The organism is Streptomyces sp. NPDC031225, from assembly GCF_055570355.1.
The window spans coordinates 183,881-209,148 of the sequence record NZ_JBVIHJ010000011.1; the positions used below are offsets into that span (position 1 = coordinate 183,881).

The 25,268-nt window shown below is 71.5% G+C and carries 20 protein-coding genes; 12 read left to right on the plus strand and 8 right to left on the minus strand.

Annotated elements, in window-relative coordinates; translation table 11 throughout:
* Nucleotides 1–68 precede the first annotated feature (68 nt).
* The gene (locus ACZ48Z_RS20505) at nucleotides 69–737 is read left to right on the plus strand and encodes a peptidoglycan-binding protein (RefSeq protein ID WP_468737268.1); all 669 of its coding nucleotides are present in this window, start codon (nucleotides 69–71) and stop codon (nucleotides 735–737) included.
* Nucleotides 738–843: 106 nt separating this feature from the next.
* Here the strand turns inward: ACZ48Z_RS20505 and ACZ48Z_RS20510 are convergent, their stop codons facing one another.
* The 4 genes from ACZ48Z_RS20510 to ACZ48Z_RS20525 all read right to left on the minus strand — a co-directional run bounded on the left by ACZ48Z_RS20510 (nucleotide 844) and on the right by ACZ48Z_RS20525 (nucleotide 5,742).
* Nucleotides 844–3,240 (minus strand): SpoIIE family protein phosphatase, encoded by a 2,397-nt coding sequence (locus ACZ48Z_RS20510; protein ID WP_468737269.1) that lies wholly within the window; start codon nucleotides 3,238–3,240, stop codon nucleotides 844–846.
* Nucleotides 3,241–3,402: 162 nt separating this feature from the next.
* On the minus strand, nucleotides 3,403–3,969 hold the full coding sequence (locus ACZ48Z_RS20515; protein ID WP_468737270.1) for an antibiotic biosynthesis monooxygenase: 567 nt from the start codon (nucleotides 3,967–3,969) through the stop codon (nucleotides 3,403–3,405).
* A 47-nt stretch (nucleotides 3,970–4,016) separates the two neighbouring features.
* The gene (locus tag ACZ48Z_RS20520) at nucleotides 4,017–4,409 is read right to left on the minus strand and encodes a hypothetical protein (protein ID WP_468737271.1); all 393 of its coding nucleotides are present in this window, start codon (nucleotides 4,407–4,409) and stop codon (nucleotides 4,017–4,019) included.
* 409 nt (nucleotides 4,410–4,818) lie between these two features.
* Nucleotides 4,819–5,742 carry a MurR/RpiR family transcriptional regulator gene (locus ACZ48Z_RS20525; RefSeq protein WP_468737272.1) on the minus strand — a complete coding sequence of 308 codons (924 nt, stop codon included), beginning with the start codon at nucleotides 5,740–5,742 and terminating at the stop codon, nucleotides 4,819–4,821.
* A 221-nt stretch (nucleotides 5,743–5,963) separates the two neighbouring features.
* Here ACZ48Z_RS20525 and ACZ48Z_RS20530 point away from each other — a divergent pair, with 221 nt between their 5' ends.
* On the plus strand, nucleotides 5,964–6,365 hold the full coding sequence (locus ACZ48Z_RS20530; protein ID WP_468737273.1) for a DUF3662 domain-containing protein: 402 nt from the start codon (nucleotides 5,964–5,966) through the stop codon (nucleotides 6,363–6,365).
* 29 nt (nucleotides 6,366–6,394) lie between these two features.
* On the opposite strand, the gene ACZ48Z_RS20535 is transcribed toward ACZ48Z_RS20530, so the two are convergent.
* From ACZ48Z_RS20535 to ACZ48Z_RS20545, 3 genes are all read right to left on the minus strand, one after another.
* The gene (locus ACZ48Z_RS20535; protein ID WP_468737365.1) at nucleotides 6,395–8,071 is read right to left on the minus strand and encodes a phospholipid carrier-dependent glycosyltransferase; all 1,677 of its coding nucleotides are present in this window, start codon (nucleotides 8,069–8,071) and stop codon (nucleotides 6,395–6,397) included.
* Nucleotides 8,072–8,164: 93 nt separating this feature from the next.
* A complete protein-coding gene (locus ACZ48Z_RS20540; protein WP_468737274.1) occupies nucleotides 8,165–10,096 on the minus strand; it encodes a phosphatase PAP2 family protein in 1,932 nt (643 codons plus the stop codon).
* Nucleotides 10,097–10,266: 170 nt separating this feature from the next.
* Nucleotides 10,267–11,166, minus strand: coding sequence for an N-acetylglucosamine kinase (locus ACZ48Z_RS20545; RefSeq protein WP_468737275.1), 900 nt, complete (start codon nucleotides 11,164–11,166; stop codon nucleotides 10,267–10,269).
* A 308-nt stretch (nucleotides 11,167–11,474) separates the two neighbouring features.
* On the opposite strand from ACZ48Z_RS20545, the gene ACZ48Z_RS20550 reads away from it, so the two are divergent.
* From ACZ48Z_RS20550 to ACZ48Z_RS20575, 6 genes are all read left to right on the plus strand, one after another.
* Complete coding sequence (locus ACZ48Z_RS20550) at nucleotides 11,475–12,596, plus strand: ROK family protein (RefSeq protein ID WP_468737276.1); 1,122 nt, start codon at nucleotides 11,475–11,477, stop codon at nucleotides 12,594–12,596.
* Nucleotides 12,597–12,874: 278 nt separating this feature from the next.
* Nucleotides 12,875–14,197, plus strand: a complete 1,323-nt coding sequence (locus ACZ48Z_RS20555) for an extracellular solute-binding protein (RefSeq protein WP_468737277.1) — start codon at nucleotides 12,875–12,877, stop codon at nucleotides 14,195–14,197.
* A gap of 121 nt (nucleotides 14,198–14,318) precedes the next feature.
* Nucleotides 14,319–15,239: a carbohydrate ABC transporter permease gene (locus ACZ48Z_RS20560; protein ID WP_468737278.1), complete on the plus strand. Its 921-nt coding sequence runs from the start codon at nucleotides 14,319–14,321 to the stop codon at nucleotides 15,237–15,239.
* On the plus strand, nucleotides 15,236–16,138 hold the full coding sequence (locus ACZ48Z_RS20565; RefSeq protein ID WP_468737279.1) for a carbohydrate ABC transporter permease: 903 nt from the start codon (nucleotides 15,236–15,238) through the stop codon (nucleotides 16,136–16,138). The genes ACZ48Z_RS20560 and ACZ48Z_RS20565 overlap by 4 nt, the downstream gene beginning before the upstream one ends.
* Nucleotides 16,139–16,140: 2 nt before the next feature.
* Entirely contained in the window at nucleotides 16,141–17,859 is a 1,719-nt protein-coding gene (locus ACZ48Z_RS20570) for a hypothetical protein (protein ID WP_468737280.1), read from the plus strand.
* 70 nt (nucleotides 17,860–17,929) lie between these two features.
* Nucleotides 17,930–19,765: a hypothetical protein gene (locus tag ACZ48Z_RS20575; RefSeq protein ID WP_468737281.1), complete on the plus strand. Its 1,836-nt coding sequence runs from the start codon at nucleotides 17,930–17,932 to the stop codon at nucleotides 19,763–19,765.
* 22 nt (nucleotides 19,766–19,787) lie between these two features.
* Here the strand turns inward: ACZ48Z_RS20575 and ACZ48Z_RS20580 are convergent, their stop codons facing one another.
* A complete protein-coding gene (locus tag ACZ48Z_RS20580; RefSeq protein WP_468737282.1) occupies nucleotides 19,788–20,447 on the minus strand; it encodes a nucleoside/nucleotide kinase family protein in 660 nt (219 codons plus the stop codon).
* A 77-nt stretch (nucleotides 20,448–20,524) separates the two neighbouring features.
* Here ACZ48Z_RS20580 and ACZ48Z_RS20585 point away from each other — a divergent pair, with 77 nt between their 5' ends.
* From ACZ48Z_RS20585 to ACZ48Z_RS20600, 4 genes are all read left to right on the plus strand, one after another.
* The gene (locus ACZ48Z_RS20585) at nucleotides 20,525–20,956 is read left to right on the plus strand and encodes a YybH family protein (protein ID WP_468737283.1); all 432 of its coding nucleotides are present in this window, start codon (nucleotides 20,525–20,527) and stop codon (nucleotides 20,954–20,956) included.
* Between the two features lie 43 nt (nucleotides 20,957–20,999).
* Nucleotides 21,000–21,737, plus strand: a complete 738-nt coding sequence (locus ACZ48Z_RS20590; RefSeq protein ID WP_468737284.1) for a beta-phosphoglucomutase family hydrolase — start codon at nucleotides 21,000–21,002, stop codon at nucleotides 21,735–21,737.
* Nucleotides 21,734–24,091 (plus strand): glycoside hydrolase family 65 protein, encoded by a 2,358-nt coding sequence (locus tag ACZ48Z_RS20595; RefSeq protein ID WP_468737285.1) that lies wholly within the window; start codon nucleotides 21,734–21,736, stop codon nucleotides 24,089–24,091. The genes ACZ48Z_RS20590 and ACZ48Z_RS20595 overlap by 4 nt, the downstream gene beginning before the upstream one ends.
* A 210-nt stretch (nucleotides 24,092–24,301) precedes the next feature.
* Entirely contained in the window at nucleotides 24,302–25,243 is a 942-nt protein-coding gene (locus ACZ48Z_RS20600) for a lysylphosphatidylglycerol synthase transmembrane domain-containing protein (protein ID WP_468737286.1), read from the plus strand.
* The last annotated feature ends 25 nt before the right edge of the window (nucleotides 25,244–25,268 follow it).

Genomic DNA, 25,268 nt, shown 5'->3' on the forward strand with positions numbered 1-25,268 from the left:
CGCGGCCCCGTATCTCTCTCCGGGGAACGGCGCGCAGACCTCTGTGCACGGGACGGAAGGAGACCGGGATGCCCACACCGTCCGACCGAGGGGTGCCGCCGGACAGAGAGCCCATCGAACCCATCGTGGTGCTGCGCCCGCGCCGCACCGACGCCCTCGCGGAACTGCTCAAGGACCTGCCGCCCCGAGGCGCCGTCGGCTACGAGTCCATCGCCCTGCCCGGCCCGCAGCCGGGAGCGGAGGACGCGACCGAGGAACTGCCGCCCGTCAGGGAGCGCGGCCGCACCGGCACCCGTGACGTTCCCCGCGGACGGGTGCCGGGGCTGCGCCGAACTGCGATCGCGACGGCCGTGACCGCTGCCGCGGTGATCGGGTTCGGCTGTGCGCTGCTGCTGGTCGGGCGCGGGGAGAGCGCCGCCGAGGCCGCTCCCCAGCCCTCCGCCACCGCCCCCGCCTCCGTGCCGCCCACCCCGTCGCCGACCGTGTCCGGCGCCACCGACCCCGACGGCCCCGGCACCCTCCGGGAGGGGGCGAGCGGCCCCGAGGTGACCGACCTCCAGGAACGCCTGCTGCGCATCCCGGACGTCTACCCCGACGGATCGACAGCCGGCACCTACGATGCGACCCTGACGGCCGCCGTGGCCCGCTTCCAGCTCTGGTACGGCATCCGCGGCGACGAGAACGGTGTGTACGGGGACGACACGCGGCGCGACCTGGAGTCCCGTACGGGCGGCTGAGGGAGCACGATGAAAGCGGCGTCGTGACCGTGGCCGCGAACGGCGAGCGTGCGGGGGGCCTGGTCGGATTCGCCTCCCAGTGCCCGGCCGGAAGGACGGGAAGGGCTCAGGCGGTTCCGTCCGGGCCGGCCGGTACCCGGATGTCCAGGACGCAGACGTCGTCCCGCCGGTCGCCGTCCAGCACCGAGGCCAGCAGCGGGGCCAGGGAGCCGGGCTCGTCCGTGTGGTGCGCCGCGACGGCCGCGGCGAGCCGGTCCAGACCGTGGTCGATGCCCTCCGCGGGCCGCTCGACCAGGCCGTCCGTGTAGAGCAGGACGCGATCGCCCGGTTCCAGGACGCAGCGTGCCTCCTCGAAGTTCGGATCGGAGCACGCCCCCAGCAGCATGCCGACCGGGCGGTCGAGAAAGCGCACCTGTCCGCCGCGCACCAGCAGCGGTGGCGGATGACCGGCCTGGGCCCACACCAGACAGCGTTCGTCGGGTTCGTACCGGGCCAGCACCATGGTCGCGGTGCCGTGCGAGTCGCGTGAGTGCAGCAGCAGGGTGTTGAGCCGGGCCAGCGCCCCCGTCAGGGACGAGCCGGTGATGACCATGCCCTTGGCGGTGAAGCGCAGTTGGGCCATCGTCGCCACGGCGTCCATGCCGTGTCCGGCGACATCCCCGACCACGAACAGGGCGTCACCGTTGGGCAGTTCGATGGCGCTGAACCAGTCGCCGCCGACGTGGATACCCGACTGGGCCGGCAGATAGGCCACTTCGACCCGCAGCCCGGCGAGGTCCACCGGGCGGGTCGGCAGGGGCAGCAGCGCGTGCTGGAGCCGCGTTGCCAGGGTGCGCTCCGCCCGCAGCACGCCGTGCTGGGTCACGATCGCCGCCTCGCTCTCGACGAGGGCGAGTTCGGCGCTGCGCTGCGCGGTGAGGTCCTGGACGAAGCCGTGCACCTCGACGGGCCTGTCCTCGGTGTCCGTCACGACCTCGGCGACCATCCGCAGATGGCGGATCCCGGCTCCGGAACTGATGCGGAACGGGACATCGAACTGCCGCCCCGTCTGCACGAGTTCACGCACGGCCCGGGCCAGGGACGGGGCGTCCTCGGGCAGTGCGAGCTGCGGCAGCTCGGCGAGGCGGACCGGCCCCAGCGCGGGGTCCCGGTTCATCACCAGGAAGGCCTGGGAGGACCAGCTGCCCTCGCCGGTGACCAGGTTCCAGTTCGCCCAGCCCAGGTTCCCCAGCCGCTGCACGTCCGCCAGACGCTGCTCCTGCCGGTCGGAGGAGTCCTGCCGGACCCAGCTGACGACCAGGGCGCCGTCCAGCCGGGCCGAGTGCACCGTGTACGTGGACAGTTCGGCGGTGCCGTCCACGACCTCCTGGTGGGCGAACGGCTCGCCCTCGAAAGGTTCGCCCGTGGTGAGCGTACGCAGGCAGCCGTGCCACAGCGCATCGTCCGCCATGCTCGGGAAGCACTCCAGGATGCGTCGGCCGAGCAGTTGCCTGCCGGTGCGGCCGACGACGTCGACCGCTTCCCTGGTGGCGGCGTCGATGCGGTAGTCCTCGACCTCACCGGTCGGGCCGCGCAGGGGCGTGAGCAGCATCGCGGAGCCGGGCAGCGAGTCGAATACAGGCTGTGTCGCGGAGGCCGCGGCACCGGTGCTGCGTTCCGGGCGGGCGCCGAAGGACCGCAGCCAGCCGGCGCACAGCCGCACGACGGCCGGCAGGAGCTGTCGGACCCGCGGCGAGAACGGTCCGCTCCGGCTGCGCAGGAATCCGATGCAGACTTCGGCCCTGTCGCCGATCGGCACCGGCAGCCAGGCGCGGGACAGCCAGCGCTCGGGCGGGTCGCCGATGAGCAGGAACCTCTCGCGGTCGGTCGGGAAGTCCTCCAGCCAGTAGGGCTTGCGCGCGCGCAGGGCCTCGAGCGCGGCGATGCCGCTCAGCGGAGGGACCTGGGCCCACTGGGTGGCCAGCGTCTCGTCGATGCCGGCGTGACCGATCAGCGCGAGTCCGCCCGTGGGCAGGGACCGGAAGATGAGGAGTGCGTCGGCGTCGACGTCCGCCGCGAGCTCCTCCAGGAGGCACCCGGCCAGGTCGTGGGGTGAGACGACGTGCACGAGGGACTTGCCGAGACGGGCGAGCACGGCGAAGCCGTCGTCCATGTCGGAGGTGTCCCGGCCGGCGGTGACCGGCGGGACGGCCCGCGGACCGGCAGGTCCGGGAATGGCGGACAGAGGCGCGGCGGTTGGAACGACGTCGCGGCCGGGCTCGGGAGCGGTGCCGGGCAGCGCAGGCACGAGGGAGCCGAGGACGATCCAGCACTCCTCGAGCAGTGTGCGATTGGCGGCCTTGGCGCGCTGCTGCAGGTCCTCGCCCGCCGCGTCCGGAGTGCAGCCGCTGAGGGCCATGAGGACACCCTTGGCCCGCTCCAGTACCGCCTCGGTGGCGGCCTGGTCCCGCAGCCGGTCCATTTCGGCACGTTGCCTGGCCACGACCTTGGCAAGCGCGGCCATGTCAGGAGTGGTACCGGCGGGCGAAGGGCCGGCGGGCTCGCTCGTCACGCGTTGAGCATCGCACATAGGACGCACGTCGATCACACCCTTGCGAACACACATCCCACACACCGGTGACACTGCCCGTTCACGGAACCGGAACCGCCACCGGACCATTGTGACTCAGTGGTCCGGCGGTGGGTACAGCCACCTCCGCAGCAGCCGGCTCAGCAACGGCATCACCAGATATGTCAGCGTCGGCAGCAGTACCACCGGGAACACCGCGGCCCGCAGCGGCAGCGGCCAGGCGGCCGTACGGGGCGCCGCCAGCCACTGGATCAGCAGCGTGCACGGGAAGGCGCCGAGGAACGTGGTGAGCACCATCTTCCAGCGGACCGGGGGCCGCACCGTGGTGCCGGGCAGGCTGAACCAGGTCTCAAGGCCCGTGGTCGACTGGCGTTCGCTGCCGAGTTCCACGGCGATGTCCTCGATCCGCGCGTGCCAGGCCGCCCGTTCCCCGGACTCCAGCCAGGCGGTGAGCCGGTGCGCGTCGGACCAGCGCAGTACCGCGTGGAAGCGGTGGCCGCCCTCGGGGCGCAGCCAGGACACCCCCTCGTTGCCGGGGAAGCGTCGTGCGCAGCGGGTGATGCCGCGCGTCCAGCGTTCGAACTCGCGCTCCCGGCCGGGCCGCACCTCCCAGGTGAGAACCGTGGTGACCGGGTCGCCGCGCCGTACGTCGGTGGTGCTCATGCTCACCGCGGGTCCCACGTACGGCGGGGATCATGCCCGCGCGGACGTCAGCGGCCGTGATGGTGCCCGACGAGGGCCTGGGTGACCTCGCGGACGCTGCGGGCGATGTGCTGGAGCTGGAGGAGTTCCGCCGCGTACAGCTTGATGGTGTGCTCGATGACCGATTCCGGCAGTCCGAGTGCGGGCAGGTCGGCCCGGGCGGTCTGGAGCGCGGTGCGGGCGACCCTGATCTCGTGCTGGACCTGGATCTGCGCGTGCCGGGCGAGGAGCACGGTGTGCCGCATCAGCGCCGGGTAGCCGGCGTACCGCGCGGGCACCAGTTCGCGCAGCCACTTGGCCGCGGAGCGCTCCCAGTCGTAGCTGCCGGGGGTCTTGACCTGGCACGGCCAGTCCGGGCCGAGGCGGGTGGTGGTCCGCGTGGTCGTCAGGGGCATGGTCATCGCTTCCGGGTGTGCGGCGTCGTGCGGGTGGTCCGACGGTTTGGGCGGCCCCGGTCTAGGGGATGACCGGGGCCGCCATGGGCTCGCGTGCAGGCGAGGCCCTACCGAACACCCCGGGCGCCGACGCGGGTAGGAGACGACGGCTCGGGATGTTCGTACAGGAGCCCTGGAAGGCGGAACGGGGCCTGCGCGGCGGATGGGGCAGCGTGCGCATGGGCGGTCCGTCGGCTTTCTCGGGCGGATGTGGGGGAGGGGACGAGGGTGCGGAACGGGGTCCCGGTGGGGTTCCCGGGGTGATCCGTGAGCAGTATTTATATATGCCGTCCGCTTTGCAAGCGGTATGAAAACATTCATGCTCGATTTGTTGTGGATGGTCCCGTTGTCACGCAGGACGGCGAGGGTGAGGGGGTCAGTCCCTGAGGAAGAACTGGTGCAGGTCGGAGATCTGTTCGTACTCCTCAAGCCGCGCCTGGGTGCGCTCGGGATCGGCGTCGGTCATCGCCTGGAGCAGGGCGGCGGCGATCACACCGGGGGCCGCGTAGGAGTCGAAGACCAGGCGGGAGCCCGTGCCGGTGGTGAACAGGACGTCCGCCTCGTCGGCCACGTGCCCGAGCGCCAGGTCCGTGACCAGGGCGACCTTGAGGCCGGCGCTGCGGGCGACCCGCAGGGCGGTGAGGGTCTCCTGGGCGTGCCGCGGCATCGAGAACGCCAGCACCCAGGTGCCGCCCGCCTCGCGGGACTGCAGGAGGGAGTCGTAGGCGACGCTGCCACCGCGGGTGACCAGCCGTACGTCGGGATGGATACGGCGGGCCGCGTAGGCGAAGTACTCGGCCAGCGACGCGGAGATGCGCAGGCCCAGGATGGTCAGCGGGGTCGACTCCGACAGCTTGCGGCCGAGGTCGATCATCTGGTCGGGGTCGGCGAAGTCACGGCGCAGGTTCTCCAGGTTCTCGATCTCCGCGTCGACCGCGGCCTGGAGTTCGTTGCCGCGCGACTCCTCGTCCGCCACCGGGCCGCCGGCGAGGGTGCCGAGCGCGATGGCCTGGAGTTTCTCCCGCAGGGCGGGGTAGCCGCTGAAGCCCACGGCCGCGGCGAACCGGGTCACCGAGGGCTGGCTCACACCGACGCGCTCGGCGAGGTCGGTGATGGAGAGGAACGCCGCTTCGGTGATGTGCTCGATCAGGTACTGCGCGATGCGCCGCTGCCCCGGGGAGAGCCGGGGCCTGTCGAAGAGCGTCCTGAGCTGGGAGGCCGGGGCGGCCTCCGTTTCCGGTGCGGTCCTGCCCGAGGTGATCGCGGATGCCTGTGCGCGTGCCTGTTGCGGCGATGGCACCGAGGCGCCTCCTTTGTCTCCCACGGTGAGTCAACATAGCTCACACGCCCCGGTGACCAGCGCTTGTCCGAAGGCATCCGGCGACCGCCGGAAAGGGCGGATACCCGGCCGCCACAGGGGCACCCGCCCCTGGGCGTCCGAGGAGGCGCGGGTGCGGCCCGACGACTTCGCCGGGCGACGACGCCGTACACGACACCGGATCTATCGGCAGGTGAGAGGTAATGGGCGCGCTGAGCACGCTGGAACAGGCAATGGAGCACGGGTGGGAGGCGCTGTGGTCGCGCGTTGTCGACCGGGAGCCCGTCGAACTCCTCGAAGCGCTGCGGCGTGAGTGCGACAGCAACGTGGTCGTGTGCAGCGAGAACCGGGTGGTGGTCCCGAACGCGTACGACGTCGAGCTCGCGGACTTCGCCTACGACGAACTCGCCCGCCGGGGCAGCGACGTGGGCCAGGAACTCACGGACACCCTGGTCCGGCACGGCGAGCGGCACGGCTACGAGTGGGCGGGCCCGCTGACCGTGCACCTCACCAGGTCCGACCGGGTGCCCAACGGCCGCTATCGCGTGGCGAGCAGGGCGATGCCGCACGTGAGCGCCGAGGCGTTCCAGCGCGCGACCCGCTGAACACGCGCGCGCCGCATCCGACGGGGTGGTCATCGGCGGTAGATCGTGATCGAGTGGCCGACCTCGTCGATCGGACGGCTGCTGTCGATCAACTCGGCCAGCCGGCCCTTCGCTTTGGCAACCGACGAGTCCGAGACCACCAACAGCCCGTGCACGTCGTCGACCGGTGCCTCACGCGGATCGGATGCCTCGATGCCGTAGGCGGACGGCACCCCGCTGCCCTTGTAGACGAGCCAGATCCGCTCGTCCGGATAGCGCCCGCGCAGCCGGTCGGCGAGCCGGCCGAGGTCCTGGCCCCAGTCGACGTTGGAGTCGTGCAGCCGCAGATGAGTGCGGGACGGACCGCCGAACGCCTCGTTGGAGTACGGCAGATAGTAGGGAAAGGCCAGCAGTGAACTGACCGCGACGAACAGCACCATGACACCGGTCACGACCGTCGCCCGGCGTCGGCGCACCGTCAGGACACAGCCGGCCGCCACCGTCAGGAACATGGGCAGGAAGAGCGCGTACCGGGTCCCGAAGTCCCGTGACCCCGTCATCGCCGAGGCCAGCAACACGCCTGCGGGCACGAGCAGATACGGGGCGGCGGGCCGCAGCCGCCGTACCGCGACCAGCACGACGGCACCGACGGCCCACAGCGCGAGCAGGCCCAGCGGGGTCTTCACCAGCAGTGCGGCCGGCAGGTAGTACCAGAGGTGCCCCGTGTACACCCGCCCGAACAGGAAGCCCTCCCACGGGTAGTTCTCGAAGTGGAACTGCAGGCGCATCCCGTCCGCGTAGGCCTGCGGGAACGGCAGCAGGTCGACGAGGACCCCCCGCAGCCCGTGCACGACCGGCACCGGATCCTGGGACGTCCACCGCAGCCGCGGATCCACCACCAGGTACGACGCCCACACGACGGCGGTCGCGGCCACCGCCACGACGGCTGCTGCGGCGAGCGCCCGCAGCAGCCTCCGGCGGGTTTCGGCGCCCCGGCACGCGCTCCACACCGAGACGGCGGCCAGCCCCAGCAGTACCGGCACCGCCGGCAGCGCGCTCATCTTCGTCGCCAGCGCCGCCCCGAGGGCCAGACCGGCGAGCGGCACGTACAGCCGTGGCCGTCGGCGGGCTCGCCACGACAGCCACACCGAGGTGAGCAGGAAGCCGGCCGTCGGCACGTCGAGGGTGGCCAGCGACCCGTGGGCGACGACGTCGGGGGAGAAGGCGTACAGGGCGAGTGCGGCCAGGCCGGCGGCCCTTCCGGCGAGCTCCCGGGCGAAGGCGAACACGACCAGCCCGAACAGCAGCGTCAGCACGATCACCGGCAGCCGGCCCCAGAACATCAGCTTCCAGGGGTCGTTGCCCGACTCGTAGAGCAGATGCGGCCCGAGCCCGATCTGGGGACCGCGGTACGACGTGTCGACGTGCGGGTCGGCGATCGCCACCCCGGCGGCGATGACGAGCTTGCCGAGCGGCGGGTGCTCGGGGTTGTAGCGGATGCCCTGACCGCGCAGGTACCCGGCGGCCGTGGCCACGTAGACGGGCTCGTCGATCGTCGGGGTCTGCTGTACGGCGGTGGTCACCATGGCGGCGGCCATCTGGGCGAGCAGCACGACGACGAGGAGCGGCACCAGCCATCGTCGCGATGGTCGGGGCCGCTGTTCCTCGTCGCGTGTCCCGGACCCGGGGGCCGTGTCCGGGACCGTCTGCTGTTCGCTCGCCATCATCCGCCCCGCGGTGACACCGGCCGGGCGGTGGCGGGAGCGATGCGGAGCCACCTCATGAGGGCCACTCTCGCACCGGCTCCCGCCCCGTGGGCGTCACCGCTTCAGGAGCCGTACCGACAGACCTTCCGCCGTGTAGACGGGTACGGCCCGCAGCGTGTCGGAGTTCAGTTCGACACGGTCGAACCGGCCGCGCAGTCCCTGGGAGCCGAGGACCCGGACCGTGTGCCCGGCCTTCGGCGGCTTGTGCGCGTCGAGCTGCAGCGACAGCACGCTGCCCGCGCCGAGCGCCGCGCGCCGCGTCACCTCCAGGACCGGCTCCTGGCCGGAGCGCAGGGTCAGCTCCAGCGTGCCGGCCTCCTGGCTGTAGGAGCCGTGGATCTGCAGGGACTTGTGGCCCACCGTCAGCTTTCCGCCCTGCACGCGCACGTCGCCGTGCCCGAGCGCGTGGGCCGAACCGGCGACCAGGCCACCGTCCTTGAGCACCGTCCCGCCGGTGTAGGTGTTGTGGCCGGTCAGGGTGAGCGTGCCGCTGCCCCGCTTGGTCAGGCCGCCGCAGCCGTCGATGTCGTTGCGCCAGCTGTCGGCTGCGTTGAAGCCGCCGGACTTCGCGTCGAGTGTGACCGAGACGTCGGAGTCGAAGGAGGCGTAGGCGTCCGCCGCCGCGAAGAGGTTCAGGCGGCCCCACTGCTCGAAGCCGTCGAGGAGGACGTACCCCGAGGGCAGCGCGGTGGTCCGCAGCACCTCACGGCGCTGTTCGGCGCTGAGGTACGGCTGGCGCGTCTCCAGGAGGACCTCCGCGCCCTTCGGCACGGTGAACGGCTTGCTGCGGCCCTCCCGCTTGAGCACGTAGGTCAGCCGGGGCGTGACGGCGCGCTCGTTGGCCTCGCGGTCCGCGTAGGGGTCGGAGGCGTCCGAGTGGGCGTAGGCGAACAGGGTGTCGGCGGTGGTGCCGGTCTGCTGGGTGAAGTACGCCAGTGCCTGGGCGCGGGCGGCGGCCTTGAGGTCGGCGTTCGCGGGGTCGGCCAGGGTGGCGGCGGTCAGCGCGGTGGCCATGACGCGGCCGCCGAGCACGTCCACGGGGGAGTGCATGCCGGCCAGGATCCGGGTGTGGCTGAGCTCCAGTGCCCGGGTGACCAGCTCCTGGAACCGCTCGGGGACGGCGTAGGCGTAGGCCAGCGAGGCCAGGTGGAAGGCGTTGGTGTGACCGCTGGGGAAGCCGCCGTCGTCCGCCGGGGAGGTGCTGCGCTGGCGCAGCAGCTGGGGCGCGACGACCACCTTCGAGTCGTACACCGGGTAGCCAAGCGCGTCCTTCTGCCCGGTGTCGACGACCTGGCTGTCCTCGTTCATGCGCCACGGACGGGGATACAGGTAGGTGTACTTGGACGGGTTGCCGGATGCCCAGTTGCCGCGCACGGTGTCGACCAGTTCGGCCACCTTGCCGAGCGCCGAGTCGTGCGAGCCCGCGCCGAGCGCGGAGCCGGCGGGAGCGTCGGCGGGCACGGCGTCGTCGATGGTGGTGGCGGGAGTGCCGTCGGGCGCGCCGGTGATGGACGTGACCGCCTTGGCGCCGGCCTTGTACAGGCCGGTGAGCGGGCCGAGTCCGGCTATCGTCGAGTAGCTCTGGTGCTGGCGGTCGTAGAGGAACGCCAGCTTCGACTCGGCCGGGGTGCGCCGGGTCGTGACGTCGATGCAGTAGCGCACGTTGGCGCGCAGGATGTCGGGCCGCAACGGCGTGCCGGTGTTCCAGGCGTCGCCGGTCTTCCACACCTGGGCGAAGCCTCCCAGGGCACGCACGACCGCGTTGGTCTCGGGCGAGCGGTTCGCCGAGACGTTGGTCTTGTAGTCGTCGACGAACGCGAGGGTCGCGGTGGCGGCCTTCGCGTCAGCGGCGGCCAGCCAGCTGACGAGGGTCGGCGCGGCCAGGACGCCGGCCGAGGCGCCCAGGGACGCCTTGAGGAATCCCCTTCGTCGCATGGCTCGTTCGGTGACCGGCGCGGGGGAGTGCTGCCCGGCGGAAGACGGCATGGGTGTGGCCTCTCTTGAGTTCTGCGGCCCTGCGGCCGGGGAAGCTGGTGCGGATGCGACTCATGATGCGCCGGACGACGCGCGTGTCGAATGCGCTTTCTTAATTCGTACGAGCGAACATCTACGGGCGAGTCATGTCGGAGTGGAGGAGACTCAGCGACCAGGACATGTCACGCAAGTGAACGGGCCATCGCCACGGCTCCGTCGACCGGCGGGGCGCGCAGAGGCGTCGGCCGGGCCGAGGGCACAGCGGCCGCCAGAGCCGTCACGAAGGCGTCGTAGAGCGGGGGTTGGGCGAGAACGGTGCTGCCCGCCACCACGACGTCGTCGACCACCACCCCGCGCGCGGCGAGACGTTCGACGAGCCCGGCCAGGGCGCGGCCCGCCTCCGCGATCACGGTGTGGGCCAGCGGGGAGCCCGCCTCGGCGGCGGCGAAGACGGCCGGGGCATGCCGGCCCCACTCGGCGGAGGCGGCCGTGACATGCTCCAGCGCGGCGCCGAGTGCGGGTACCTCAAGGACGTCGAACCCGGCCAGCAGACCGAGCGCCAGCGCGTCGGGCTCCTCGCCGCGGTCGTGCGCCGCCCATACGGCACGCACGGCCTCGCGGACGAGACCGGCGGCCCCGCCCTCGTCGCCGAGCAGCGCGCCCCAGCCTCCGACCTGGACGGCGGTGCCGTCGGCGAAGCGGCCCACCGCGACCGAACCGGTACCGGCGACCAGGCCGACACCCTTGTCCAGTCCCGCTGCCGGGACCAGCAGTTCGGCGTCGCCCACGACCAGCGCGGGCGCGTCGAAGTGCAGTTGGAGAGCGGTGCGGATCTGCGCGCACTGGCGCGGGGTCTCGCAGGCGTGCCCGCCGACGGCGAGGGCGGACGGGCGGGTGCCGGCGGGAAGTGCGTCTGCGGCCAGTGCGGCGAGCCAGGCAGCGGCGGTCACGGGGTCGTGCGGCCGCCAGCCGCTGCTGGAACGGACGTGGTCGGCCACGAGAGTGTCGCCCGCGAACGCGCGGAGCTGCGTCTTGGTGCCGCCCACGTCGATGCCGACCACCAGGGGTGCGGTGTCCTGCACGGAACCTCTTTCGTCGATGCGCTGTGTGCTGCGACGGTGGGCGAACCGTGCCTGGAGGCAGGGTAGTTGAGCACTAGGGAAGCCCCGGGACGGGCCTCTGACGGACCACGGCAGGCGAGTACCGTGACGTTCGTTAGGAAGTTAACTAACGAAGTACAGTGCGTGTCAATAGGCGTCACGCACTCGACTTGCCAGGCATCTCGCCGCGGGTCGGGACGCGTGCCGCCAGGGCAACCCACCGCCACCTCCCGCCGAGCCGCTCGGCCCCGGAGCATGGCCCTTGACCTGGGGGAACTGTGGAACACGACGTGGCAAGAGCCCCCCGTCTGACCGAAAGCGCGAACGCTGTGTTCACCGTGCTGGCCCAGGCGGGCACCGCGACCCGCCCGCAGCTCGCCAGCCTCGCGCGGCTGTCCAAGCCGACGGTCTCCGCCGCCGTCGCCGAACTGGAGGGCGTCCACCTCGCCGCCCACTCCGGGACCTCCTCCAGCGGCACGGGCCGCAGCGCCGCCGTGTACCGCCTGGGCCCGGCCGCGGGTGCCGTCCTCGCCGTCGACCTCGGCCCCGCCCTGACCAGGGTCCGCGCCTGCGCCCTGGACGGCACCCTCCTCGCCGAGGCCACCGGACCCCGCGCCGAGGCCGCCGACGTGGTCCGCGACGCACTCATGGCGCTGCCCGCCGACGCCCCGCTGCGCACCATCGTCGTGGCCGTCGGTGACGTCACCGCACCGCAGCGGATGCGCCCCGCCACGGCCAAGGCGGGCCCTGTCTTCGACGCGGTGACCGTCGCCCTGCCGGCCGGAGTGCCCGTCCACCTCGAGAACAACGTCAACTGCGCCGCGCTCGCCGAACTCCACGAGGGTGCGGCGCGCGGCCGTCACACCTTCGGCTACCTGCGGATCGGTGTCGGTATCGGTCTCGGCATCGTCGTCGGAGGGCAGGTGCTGGCCGGGGCCAACGGCGCCGCCGGAGAGGTCGCCCGGCTGCCCTACCCCTGGGACGACGCCCTGGAGCCGCGCCACGAGGCCCTGGAGGAGTACATCGGGTCCCGCTCCCTGCTGCGCCGGGCCGCGCAGGCCTGGCCGGAAGCCGACGGTGCCCGCCCCCACACGGCCGAGCGGCTCTTCGCCCTCGCCGGACAGGGCAACGCCACAGCCCGCGCGATCGTCGACCGGCACGCCGTGGACGTGGGCCGGCTGGCCGCCGCCGTGACCGCCGTACTCGATCCCGGACTGCTGGTGCTGGGCGGCAGCACGGGCGCGTATCCGCAGCTCCTGGCCGGTGTGCGGGCCGAGCTGGAACGGCTGAGCTGGCCCACCGAGGTGGTCAGCAGTCAGGTCGGTGATCTCGGCACCGTCGTGGGCGCCGCCCGCCTCGCGGTCGCCCGAGGAGTCCAAACCGTGACCCAGGTGGCGCGGACGAAGGATTGACGGTTTCGGACTCGGTCTGCCAATGTCCGGACAAGCGCTTTCTAGGTCGGCCGGGACGTCGGCTTGGAGCGAGCGTCCCGCCCGTACTCGACGTACGGCAACCGCACCAGGGCGTGCTCGTGCGGTGACGGCCACGAAGGCCGGGGATCCTCGCCCGTCAGGATGACGCGGCCGGGCGAGGCCGCGCCCTCGGAAAGCAAACCTTCCTGCAAACTGCACCTGTGCCGCATCGGTCGGCGCCGTGCTCCGTCCCCTACGACGAAAAAAAGGGATCGAAGATGACCACTGTAGGTGTGCGGCGCTCTCGCCGACTCGGCCGCGGCGGCATGGGCCGCCTGGTCTCCCTCGCTGCCGCTGTCACGGCAGGTGCTCTGACGCTCACCGCCTGCGGCGGGGACTCGGGCTCGGGCGGCACGTCCAAGTCCCTGACGTTCTGGATCTCCACGGTTCCGGGACAGGACGCGGGCTGGAAGAAGTCGGTGGCGGCGTACCAGAAGGAAACCGGCGTCAAGGTCAAGCTCGTCAACATCCCCTACGACGGCTACACGACGAAGCTGCACAACGCCGCGCAGGCCAACTCCCTGCCCGACGTCGCGGCCGTGCCGGCGCTGGACCCGATCTGGTCGAGCAAGCTGATCGACCTCGCCTCCATCGCCAACAACAAGACCAACAAGATCAACCCCAACTTCCTGGCGAAGGACTCGTCCGGGAAGGTGCTGGCCATCCCCTCGGACGTCACCGCGTCCGGCCTGTACATCAACAAGAGCCTGTTCGAGAAGGCCGGCGTCTCCTTCCCGACCTCGCCCGACAAGACCTGGACCTGGACCGACTTCATCGCAGCGGCGAACAAGGTCCGCGAGAAGACCAAGGCCAAGTACTCCCTGACCTTCGACCAGTCGCCGTCGCGACTGCGCGCCATGGTGTACGAGATGGGCGGGCAGTACGTCCACGCGGACGACTCCGGCAAGTTCTCGGTGGACGCGGCGACCAAGAAGGCCGTGAACACCTTCGTCGGATGGAACGACGACAAGACCATGCCGAAGTCGGTGTGGACCAGCGGCGCCGACCCGTCCGCCATGTTCCAGAGCGGTGACGTCGTCGCCTACTGGTCCGGTGTGTGGCAGGTGCCCGCCTTCGCGGACAGCATCAAGAAGTTCGAGTGGGCGAGCGTCCCGACTCCGGCCCAGCCGGTGCAGGCCAGTGACGTGAACAGCGGCGGCAACGTCGTGGGCTTCAACAACAACGCCGACGCGTCCGCCGCCGCGAAGAAGTTCCTGTCCTGGCTGTACGAGCCGGCCCACTACCAGGCGCTGTGCGAGGCGTCCGGTTTCCTGCCGGTCGAGAGCGGTCTGAACCCGAAGTACCCCTTCAAGTCCGAGGCGGCGCAGGCGGCGTTCAAGCTCTACAACGAGTCGATCCCGCTGTACGCCCCGATCTCCGGCTACTTCAACGGCGCGCAGACCAACTGGGTGCTGAAGGGCAAGAGCCTCACCGAGGACCCGACCAAGACGGAACTCGGCAAGGCGATCAACGGCCAGCAGTCGGCCGACAAGGCCCTGCAGAACATCGTGGACGGCTACAACCAGCAGGTCGGCGGCTGATCGTGGGCCGGTGTCCGGGCGGCGGTGTCTTCACGCCGCCGCCCGGACCGGGCGCCCACGCGATGCCGGGCTCATGGCGTGAGCCCACAGGAATCCCTTCCACCAGCACGGAGTCAGGAAGATGACAAAACGCGCCTCGGCCGTGACCGCGAGCCCGCCGAGCCGGTCCAGGAGACGCAGCAAGTACACCCTTGCGCCGCTCGTCCTCATCTCGGCCAATGTCGTGCTCTTCGCGCTGTTCTTCGTCTGGCCGGCGGTGATCGGGCTCGTCTACTCGTTCACGAACTACACAGGCGTGGGGGCGTTCCAGTTCATCGGGCTGGACAACTACCACAACCTGTTCGGGGACTCCACCTTCTACGACGCGCTGACCCGGACGCTGCTGTACGCCGTGCTCTTCGTCCCGCTGAACTTCGTGGTCTCGCTGCTCGCCGCCAACCTGGTGGTGAGCAAGCACGCGAAGGGCGGGTCGGTCGCCCGCGTCATCTTCTTCATTCCGTGGCTGCTGTCGCCCATCGTCGTGGGTGTCCTGTGGCGGTGGATGTTCGGTGAGAACTTCGGTCTGGTCAACTACGTCATCGAGAAGTTCGGCGGAGACGCCGTTCCGTGGCAGTCGAACGCGGACCTCTCGTTGCTCGTGGTGGTGATGGCGGCATCCTGGGCCTGGACGGGTTTCACGATGCTGCTGTTCATCGCGGCGATCAAGAACGTACCCGTGTCGTACTACGAGGCCGCCTCGCTCGACGGCGCCGGCCCCTGGCGCCAGTTCTTCAGCATCACGCTGCCGAGCATCGCGCCCACCTCGTTCATCGTCATCCTGCTCAACACGATCAACGCGATGAAGGAGTACCCGGTGTTCGTCGCCCTCAACAACGGCGGCCCCGGATCGTCGAACAACCTGCTCGTCCAGTACATCTACGAGACCGGCTTCAAACGGGGACAGATCGGCTACGCGAGCGCCGCGTCGTTCGTGCTCATGCTCATCCTGATGGCCGTCGCGGTCATCCAGCTGATCGTCAACCGGCGGGTGGAGAACCGATGACAACCACAGACGTCCCGCGCCCGGCCGACGCCGCTCCGCGCCGATCCGTCTCCAAGAGGCGGCCCCGCAAGACGGCCACCGGTGGACTCAGGCAGGCGGTGTCCGCGACGACACTGCTGTGGATCATGGCGTGCCTGTACGGGTTTCCGGTGCTGTGGTTCGTCCTCAGCTCCTTCAAGCCGTCCAGCGACCTGTTCTCGTATCCGCTGACGCTGGTTCCGCACAACCCCACCCTGACGGGGTTCAAGGCGGCGTGGGACAGCGCGAACTTCTCCCAGTACTTCATCAACACGGCCCTCGTGTGCGTGATCACGACGATCCTCACGGTGGGAATCAGCTGCTGCACCGGGTACGCGCTGGCCAAGTACGACAACAAGTGGCTCAAGGCGTTCTTCATCTGCATCCTGGCCACCACGATGCTGCCGGGCGAGGTCATGCTCGCCCCCGAGTTCCTGGTGGTCCGCAACCTCGGCCTCTACAACTCCTTCGCCGGCATCATCCTCCCGGCCGTGCTCACCGCGACCGGCTGCTTCATGTTCCGTCAGTTCTTCCTGACGGTTCCCGACGAACTCGTCGAGGCCGCACGCATCGACGGGGCCAAGGAGCTGTCGATCTTCCTGCGGATCATGGTGCCGCTCTCCCGGCCCATCATGCTGACGCTGGCCATCCTGTCCTTCCAGTGGCGGTGGAACGACTACATCTGGCCGCTGCTGATGCTCAACGACCCCAACAAGTTCACCGTGCAGATCGGCATCCAGAGCATCGTCGGCGCGCAGAACATCAACTGGTCCGTGCTGCTCGGCGCATCGGTCATCTCGATGATCCCGCTGATCCTCATCTTCCTGGTCTTCCAGCGCTACGTCATGGGCGCCGACATCAACGCCGGACTGAAGGACTGACCTTGCCCACCCCGCTCGACCACGAGTTCGTCCGGTCGGCGGCGCGCGCCGCCGACCGGCTGGCCACTCCGCTCGCGGCCGGTCCCGACGAGGAACCCGCCGGTGTGCCACACCGTGGTCTGGCGCGGCGGGTGAAGACCCTGGTCGCGGCATATCGTTCTCCGGACTCGGCACTGCACGGCAGCGGACAGGCCGTCGCCGCCGCGATCACCCACCTGCGTGCCCTGCGGGCCGCGCAGACCACGACCGGCCTCTTCGCCGGCGGCGACAACGTGCAGTCCCCGCCGGACTCCGCCTTCACCGTCAACGACGTGTGCGACGCGCACGTCCTCGCTGCGGGCGCGGGTCCGGAACTGCACGACGTCACGGCCGCGCTCGCCGAAATCGCCCGCGCCGCCACCGGCAGTCTCCTGACGGGCGGGGTGCACACCCCGAACCACCGCTGGGAGCTGTGCGCGGCACTGGCCCGGCTGCACCGGTCCTTCCCGGACGACCGGCTGCTCGCCCGCGTGGAGGAGTGGCTCTCCGAGGGCGTCGACATCGACGCGGAGGGCCTGTACTCGGAGCGGAGCGCCATCTACGCGTCCCACGTCTCCAACCCCTCGCTGCTCCTGCTGGCCGATGTCCTCGGCCGCGCCGACCTGCGGGACGCCGTGGAGCACAATCTCGCCACCACCCTGGACCTCATCAGGCCGGACGGCACGGTGGAGACCGTCCACTCGCGACGCCAGGACCAGAACCACCCGTTCCCGCTGGCGCCCTACCTGCGGCACTACCGGCTGTTCGCGGTCCGCACCGGCCGGGGCGACTTCAGCCGGGCGGCGCGGCTGGCGGCCGACGGCTGTGTCGACGACCCCGACCTGCTCGCCGAGACCTTCCTCACCCCGGACCTCACCCGTGCACTGCCCGCACCGGCCGCGGAGGCCCTGCCCCGCGACCGGTACCTCACCACCGCCCGCCTCGCCGACCGCGCCTCGGCCACCGCGCACACGGTGGTGTACGGCGGCTCCGACGTGCCGGAGCACCGGCGCATCCGCTCGGGCCTGGCCTGCAATCCCACCTTCCTGCGGCTGTTCGCCGGTGATGCCGTCCTCGACGCGGTCCGCCTCTCGCGGGGCTTCTTCGACCTGGGCCCGTTCCGCGCCGCCGACATGCACCAGCTCGCCGACAACCGGTACCGGCTCACCGAAACCCTCACCGCCGCCTACTACCAGCCGCTCCCGAGGGACCTGAGGCGCGACGACGGCGGCTACCGACTGGTGGACGACGGGCGCTTCTCGGCCTCGATGGCCTTCCCCGACCGGCCTCGCGACGAGGTCTCACACACGACCCGCGTAGAGGTGGACCTGCGGGAGGACGGCGCCGACCTGCGGATCGACCTCAGCGGACCACGGGTGCCCTGGTCCCTCGAACTGACCTTCCGGCCGGGCGGCGTGCCCGAGGGCGCCGTACCGATCGACGACGGACGCTGGTGCCTGACGAGCAGCCCGATGACCTATCGCGCGGGCGGCGACGAGATCCGGGTCGAGGTCGGCGTCGAAGCGGGCGAGCCGCTCGCCGGTCCTGACCGGAGCGAGGTCCTGCGGTACGACCCGGGCCAGGACCACACCGTGGTCGGCGGCACCGATGCCACGGCCGGGAACCGCGTCTACATCGGCGGACTCGGCCCGCACACACTCACCGTCGCACTGCGCGCCCACCGGCCCGCCCTTGTCGTGTGACCCAGACGAACCCCGCCATGGCCACCCCCGGCATGAAGGACTGAACTCCGTGCACCTCACGCCTCCTCCCGTGCATCTCCCGCGCCAGCTCGGCCCCTTGCACGACCTGCCGGACAGCCCCGAGGCGTACGACGCCGTCCTCGCCGACGTCACCGAGCAGGCCCTCGCCCGGCTCACGCCCGAGGGCAACCTCGAACACCCCGACTGCGTGGACGACATCGGTGACACCTCGCTCGGCATCACCTCGCTGCTCGCGTTCGCCTGGCAGCGCGGCAAGGACCCACGGCTGCCGGAGGCGGTGAGCCGCAGCCTCGCGTTCCATCTGCGCGAGCGGGTCTATACCGAGGACAACCCCGGCTACCCGAACCTGAGGGTGCGCAACTCCGGTCTGCCGTACGCCCGTTACACCCTGGCGGCGGGTGCGCACCCCATCGGTGACTGGCCGAGCACGGTGTGGGCGCTGCTCCAGGCGGTGAACATCCTCGACGCGGCGGAGGGGCTGGTCGAGGACGGGCAGCGCGCCGAACTTCTCGACCTGGCGCGCGGATACTGGCGCTGGCTGACCGAAGCGACCTTCTTCAACCCGCAGGAGGCCGGCAACCAGGCGATCGGCTGCGTGGTCGGCGGCCTGATGCTGGCGGCCCATCTCCCGAACTCGGAGTCGGAGTCGGTCCGCGCGCGGGCGCTCCAGCTGTACACCGACGAGATCCGCGCCCACCGGGTCGGCGACCGGGGCGCCCTGCTGCCCCCCGAACACGGCGGCGCCTACGACAACAACTACGGCCCGATCTCCCTGTCCTTCCTCGCCCAGGCCCACCGGATCAGCGGCGAGGAGGTCTTCGCCGAGGACGGCGACACCCTGGCCCGCTACATCGACGCCCGCCTGACGGGCGGTGGCTTCGACAACGGCGGCGCGCGCTACAGCGAGCAGCACTCCGCCTTCGAGTCGGTCCTCGGCCTGCGCTACTTCGGTGCCCGTATCGGCGCCGACCTGGGCCGCTACCGGGGCGACTCCCGCTGGGGCCGGCACGCGGTCAAGGAGGACGGGGGAGTGGACGGCCACTTCGCCTGGATGCTGGTCTGGCAGATCCAGGACACCGCGCGCTGGCACCGGGAACCGTCCACGGCGGCCGCACGGTACCAACTGCGCGCGGGGACGGTGTCGGTGGCCTTCGACTCCAAGGGGACTCCGGCGGTGGTCGAGGCGGCGGGAACCTACTACCTGCCCGCGGCCGTCAACCGCCAGCACGGCTTCGGTCCCGTCGTCGACGGCTTCCTGTTGTGCCGCCCGATGGGCGAGGTCCGCGTCCGCGACGTCCGCGCCGACGGCCTCACCGCCAAGCTGGTCACCAAGCCCGTCGTCGGCCGCGACCACGTCCTGCGCCACATCCAGTCCCTGTACGTCACCGACGGCACACGCCTGTGGACCACGGTGACCGTGGAACGGCTCCCCGGCACGCCCTACCTGCTGGCCGGAATGCCGTACGCCGAGGACGACGGCGACCGGGTGCGCCGGACGGCCGAGGGCGAAGTGGCCTCCGTGGGCGCGCTGCGGCTGACGCACCCCGAGGCGACGGGCGTCGACCACTTCGACGCCCGCTCGGAGACGACCCAGGAGCAGGCCGCCTTCGCGCTGGCCGCGGACCCGCGCGGCTACGGCAACCCGGACGAGGGCTGGCGCCACCTCGTCAGCTCCACCGCGCTGGAGGCCGACCCCGCCCAGGACGCCCCGGACGACCTGCACGCCTTCGCCGTCCGCTACGGCCCTGCGGGCGCCCCTCTCACGGCGGCCTTCGCACGTGACGGCGCCGCACTGACGGTCCGCACCGAGGCGTTCACGGCAAGGATCGGAGACCCGGCGGGCGACGCCCACGGCGAACCGGAACTCACCTTGTCCGCCTGCTGAGACGAGGGACTCGGGCCGGCCTTCACGCGGTGTCGACGCGCGCCATTGTCGCCACCGGCACCACGAGGTCGGCCCGGTCCCGGGTCGCCGCCACCAGATCCGCGTTGCGCTGGTCCGAGCGCAGGACCCACGCGACCGCCTCCTCGTGGCTCTTGCCGAACTCCTCGTGCCGGGCGACCAGTCGGCGGACCCGCTCACCCTCGTCGAGTTCGCAGAACCACACCTCGTCCAGCTGCGGCCGGACCCGGGCCCACGCGTCCGTGCCCAGGAGCAGGTAGTTCCCCTCGGTCACGGTCAGGCGGACGGCCGGGAGCACCGAAATCGCCCCGGCGACCGGCTGTTCCAGCACGCGCTCGAAGCCCGGCGCGTACACGATGTCGCCGTCCGGATCCTCGCGCAGCCGCCGCAGCAGGGCCGCGTACCCGGCCGCGTCGAAGGTCTCGGGCGCCCCCTTGCGGTCGCGCAGACCGAGCCGGTCCAGTTCCACGTCGGCCAGATGGAAACCGTCCATCGGAACGTGCGCCACCCACGGCTCACCGGTGCCGTTGAGCGCCCGCACCAGGTGCTCGGCGAGGGTCGTCTTGCCCGCACCGGGGGAGCCGGCGAGCCCGAGGACGGCACGGCCCCCGTGCTCGGCGAGGGAACGGGCGCGGGCCAGGAGGTCGTCGAAGGTCAGCGGCACACGTCGAGTGTGTCATTCGAGGACTTCAGGTCGGCCAGGCACCCTTGATGCGGAAGGGGGAGAAAGGAGGGCCGGTCGTGTCCCACGACTCCTACGGCTCCCGTGGCTCCGCCGCCTCTGACGACGAGGCGCGGATCCGCGCTCTGATCACCGGGTGGGCCGCCGCCGTCCACCGCGGTGACCTCGCGGGTGTGATCGCCGACCACGCCCAGGACCTGGTGATGTTCAACGTGCCGCCGCCCCACCACGGCATCCGGGGTCTCGCCGCCTACCGTGCGGCGTGGCCGCCCTTCTTCGAGTGGCAGGCCCAGGGCGCCCGCTTCGACATCGAGTCCCTCGACATCACGGCCGGCACCGACGTCGCCTTCGCCCACGCCCTGGTGCGCTGCGCGACCCCGGAAGAGCTCGCCGCCCAACCGGGCTTCCGGCTCCGGCTCACCTTCGGCCTGCGCAAGGAGCGCGGCCGCTGGCTGGTGGCACACGAGCACCACTCGTTCCCGCACGAATGAATCCACCTGTTGGCAAGCCGTCTCGCAGGGAACCGGGTCCTGTATGACGAAGCTCGGTCTACCCGAAGACATCAAGGCCTGCCTCTTCGACCTCGACGGGGTCGTCACCAGGACGGCCGTCGTGCACGCGGCCGCCTGGAAGGCGATGTTCGACGCCTTCCTGCGCGAACGCGAGGGCGAACACTTCCGGCCTTTCGACGACAACGACTACGACGAGTTCGTCGACGGCCTCCCTCGCGCCGAGGGCGTGCGCACCTTCCTCGCCTCCCGCGGCATCGAGCTGCCCGAAGGGGCGCCGGACGACCCGCCCGGCGCCGAGACGGTCCACGGCCTCGGCAACCGCAAGAACGACCTCGTCCTGGAGAAGATCCGCACGGACGGCGTCGAGGCCTACGACGACACCCTGGCCTACATCCGGGCGGCCCGCGCACAGGGGCTGCGCACCGCGATCGTCTCCTCCAGCGCCAACTGCCGTGACGTACTGCGCGCGATCGACGCCGAGGACCTCTTCGACGTACGCGTCGACGGCGTGGTCGCGGCCGAACGCGGGCTGCCCGGCAAGCCGCACCCCGACACCTTTCTCGCCGCCGCAGCCGACCTCGGGCTGGACGCACCCAGGTCCGCCGTCTTCGAGGACGCCCTCGCCGGCATGGACGCGGGCCGCGCAGGCGACTTCGGATACGTCGTCGGACTCGACCGTGTCGGACAGACCGACGCCCTGTACGCGCACGGCGCCGACGTGGTCGTGAAGGGCCTCGCCGAACTGGGGGACCGCGCATGATCACCCACCGGAACTACACCGTCGAGCCCTGGGCCGTACGCGAGACCGCCCTCAACCTCGACGTCCTGGCCCAGAGCGAGTCCGTGTTCGCCCTGTCCAACGGCCACGTCGGCTGGCGCGGCAACCTCGACGAGGGCGAACCGCACGGCCTGCCCGGCTCCTACCTCAACGGCGTCCACGAACTGCACCCGCTGCCGTACGCCGAGGCGGGCTACGGCTATCCGGAGTCCGGCCAGACCGCCATCGACGTCACCAACGGCAAGATCGTGCGTCTCCTCGTCGACGACGAGCCCTTCGACCTGCGCTACGGCCGTCTCGTCTCCCACGAACGCTGCCTCGACCTGCGCCGGGGCGTGCTGGAGCGGTCCTGCGAGTGGATCTCACCGGCGGGCTCCCGGATCCGGGTGCGCTCGACCCGGCTCGTCTCGCTCACCCAGCGGGCGATCGCCGCCGTGGCCTACGAGGTGGAGCCCGTCGACAGCCGCACCCGGGTGGTGATCCAGTCCGAGCTCGTCACCAACGAGAGCCTGCCCGAGCCGAAGAACGGCGACCCGCGCGCCTCCAAGGCCCTCAAGTCTCCGCTGGAACACGAGGAGGGCTTCGCGGACGGCACCCGCCTGCGCCTCGTGCACCGCACCCGCCGCAGCGGCCTGCGGGTCGCGGTGGCCGCCGACCATGTCATCGACGGGCCCGAACGCACCACCACGGCCAGTGAGGAGATGGTGGACCTGGCCCGGCTCACCGTCACCTCGGTCCTGGAGCCGGGCCAGCGGCTACGGCTGGAGAAGCTGGTCGCCCACGGCTGGTCCGGCGCCCGATCCCGGCCCGCGATGAGCGACCAGGTCGACGCGGCCCTCGCGGCCGCGGCCCACAGCGGCTGGGACGGACTCCTGGACGAACAGCGCGGCTACCTCGACGACTTCTGGGCCCGTGCCGACGTCGAGGTCGACGGCGACGAGGAGATCCAGCAGGCGGTCCGCTTCGCGCTCTTCCACGTGCTCCAGGCGGGCGCCCGCGCGGAACAAAGGGCCATCCCCGCCAAGGGCCTTACCGGCTCCGGCTACGACGGGCACGCCTTCTGGGACACCGAGACCTTCGTCCTGCCCCTGCTCACCTACACCGAACCCGGCGCCGTGTCCGAGGTGTTGCGCTGGCGGCAGAACACCCTGCCCGCCGCCCGCGAGCGCGCCGCGCAACTCGGCCTGAAGGGGGCCGCGTTCCCCTGGCGGACCATCGACGGCTCGGAAGGATCCGCCTACTGGCCCGCCGGTACCGCCGCCTTCCACATCAACGCGGCCGTCGCGGACGCCGTGGTCCGCTACACGGCGGCCACCGGAGACACGGAGTTCGAACGCGACACCGGTGTCGAACTCCTCGTGGAGACGGCCCGGCTGTGGCGCTCGCTCGGCCACCACGACCACCACGGCGTCTTCCACATCGACGGCGTCACAGGACCGGACGAGTACAGCGCGGTCGCCGACGACAACACGTACACCAACCTCATGGCCCGCGCGAACCTCCTCGCAGCCGCCGACGCCTGCGCCCGCTACCCGGAACAGTCCGCCGCGCTCGGTGTCGACGACGAGGAGAGCGCCGCCTGGCGGGACGCCGCCGAGGCCGTGCACATCCCCTACAACGACGAACTCGGCGTCCACGAGCAGCACGCGGGCTTCACTCGCTACCAGCAGTGGGACTTCGCCGGCACCGATGCCGACCAGTACCCGCTGATGCTGCACTTCCCCTACTTCGACATCTACCGCAAGCAGGTCGTCAAACAGGCGGACCTGGTCCTGGCGATGTACCTGTGCAGCAGCTGGTTCGAGGAGTTCCACGACGAGGAGCAGATAGCCCGCAACTTCGCCTACTACGAGCCCCTGACCGTACGGGACTCCTCGCTGTCGGCCTGCGTCCAGGCCGTGGTCGCAGCCCGTGCCGGACACCTGTCCCTGGCCTACGCCTACACGGCCGAGGCGGCGCTGATGGACCTCGCCGACCTGGCGAACAACACCCGCGACGGACTCCACATCGCCTCCCTCGCCGGTACCTGGACCGCTCTCGTCGCCGGATTCGGGGGTCTGCGCCGAGACGGCGACTCCCTCCGCTTCGCGCCCCGCCTGCCCGAGCGGTTCAGTCGTCTCGCGTTCAACCTGCGGCTCCTGGACCGCTGCCTGCGGGTGGAGATAGGCCCGGACAAGGCGACGTACACCCTGATGTCGGGCTCCCCTCTGACGATCCGCCATCACGGCGCCCCCCTGACCCTGAACGGCGACGGCCCCGTCGTCCGCCCCGTCCCGCCTCCCGAGGACCGTCCGGCCCCACGGCAGCCCCCGCACCGGGTCCCCCGCGCCCGCTGATTCCTGACCGGCGGTCCGGTCGGACGGGTGGTCAGGTCGGACGGGCGGACAGGTGGTCCGGCGGCCGCTTGGCCGAACTCCACCCCGCGGCCCCTCCCCTCTCGGGTTACTTTGTCCATGTCCATGCTTTTCATGACTGGACCAGGTTCCCGCGGTGTGCGGGGCTGAGGGGTGGACGATGGCCGACGGTGACAGCGCGGACGGACGGGCATGACGTCCGAGCGGATCGCCGTCGCCGCCTCCCGCAGAAGCGGCTACTGGCAGCTCGCCCTCACGCTCGCCGTCCTGACGGCCGCCGGCTGTCTGGCCCGGCGCCACTGGCCCGTACTGGAGAACGGGGCCCTGCGGCTCGCCGTCGCCGACCAGGGCTGGCTGCTCGTCGCCGCCGCGGCCACCGCCGCGACCTGGGCCTGTGCGGCCCTCGCCCAACAGGGCGCGGTGCGCAGGGCCCTGCCCTGGGGGCGCCTGGTGGCGGCCCAGTTCGCGGCCTCCGCCGCGGGCCAGCTGCTGCCCGCCGGTCTCGGCTCCGGCGCGGTCAACCTGCGCTTCCTCATGCGCTGCGGAATGTCGGCCTCCCGCTCGGCGACCGCGCTCGCGGTGAAGGCCACGGTGGGCGGCCTGGTGCGGGCGGCCCTCATCGCCGTACTCGCGACGGCCTGCCCCGGCGTCCTCGGGCTCCCGCGTCTCTCCGCGGGATGGCTGGCCGTGGCCGGGGCGAGCTCAGTCCTGGCGGTGCTCCTGACGGCCGCACTGTGGGCGCGGTGCCGTACCGCCCTGGTCCTCGTCCTGGCCGACATCAGGGCGATCCACGCGCGACCGCGCAGGGCGGCGGCCCTGTGGGGCGGCTCCCTGGCATTCGCCGTCCTGCACGCGCTCGTGCTGATCGCCGTCACCCGAGCTGTCGCCCTGCCGCTGGCCCCGTCCCTGGTGGCCCTGCTCTACCTCGCCGCGAGCAGCGCCGCCGCCCTGCTCCCCACCCCGGGCGGCCTCGGCTCCCTCGACGCGGCGCTCACCTTCGCCCTCACCGCCGGTGGCGCACCGGCCGTGACCGCCGCCTCCGCCGTGCTCGGCTACCGGCTGCTGACCGTGTGGCTGCCCCTGCTCCCCGGCCTGCTGGTGCTCGCCCTGCTCGTCCGCCGCAAGGCGCTGTGAACGACGACCGGCGTTTCCGGGTCCT

Coding starts and splice junctions, on each gene's coding strand:
- ACZ48Z_RS20505 (WP_468737268.1), top strand. CDS start 69: ATGCCCACACCGTCCGACCGAGGGGTGCCGCCGGACAGAGAGCCCATC.
- ACZ48Z_RS20510 (WP_468737269.1), bottom strand. CDS start 3,240: ATGGCCGCGCTTGCCAAGGTCGTGGCCAGGCAACGTGCCGAAATGGAC.
- ACZ48Z_RS20515 (WP_468737270.1), bottom strand. CDS start 3,969: ATGAGCACCACCGACGTACGGCGCGGCGACCCGGTCACCACGGTTCTC.
- ACZ48Z_RS20520 (WP_468737271.1), bottom strand. CDS start 4,409: ATGACCATGCCCCTGACGACCACGCGGACCACCACCCGCCTCGGCCCG.
- ACZ48Z_RS20530 (WP_468737273.1), top strand. CDS start 5,964: ATGGGCGCGCTGAGCACGCTGGAACAGGCAATGGAGCACGGGTGGGAG.
- ACZ48Z_RS20535 (WP_468737365.1), bottom strand. CDS start 8,071: ATGATGGCGAGCGAACAGCAGACGGTCCCGGACACGGCCCCCGGGTCC.
- ACZ48Z_RS20540 (WP_468737274.1), bottom strand. CDS start 10,096: ATGCCGTCTTCCGCCGGGCAGCACTCCCCCGCGCCGGTCACCGAACGA.
- ACZ48Z_RS20555 (WP_468737277.1), top strand. CDS start 12,875: ATGACCACTGTAGGTGTGCGGCGCTCTCGCCGACTCGGCCGCGGCGGC.
- ACZ48Z_RS20560 (WP_468737278.1), top strand. CDS start 14,319: ATGACAAAACGCGCCTCGGCCGTGACCGCGAGCCCGCCGAGCCGGTCC.
- ACZ48Z_RS20565 (WP_468737279.1), top strand. CDS start 15,236: ATGACAACCACAGACGTCCCGCGCCCGGCCGACGCCGCTCCGCGCCGA.
- ACZ48Z_RS20590 (WP_468737284.1), top strand. CDS start 21,000: ATGACGAAGCTCGGTCTACCCGAAGACATCAAGGCCTGCCTCTTCGAC.
- ACZ48Z_RS20595 (WP_468737285.1), top strand. CDS start 21,734: ATGATCACCCACCGGAACTACACCGTCGAGCCCTGGGCCGTACGCGAG.
- ACZ48Z_RS20600 (WP_468737286.1), top strand. CDS start 24,302: ATGACGTCCGAGCGGATCGCCGTCGCCGCCTCCCGCAGAAGCGGCTAC.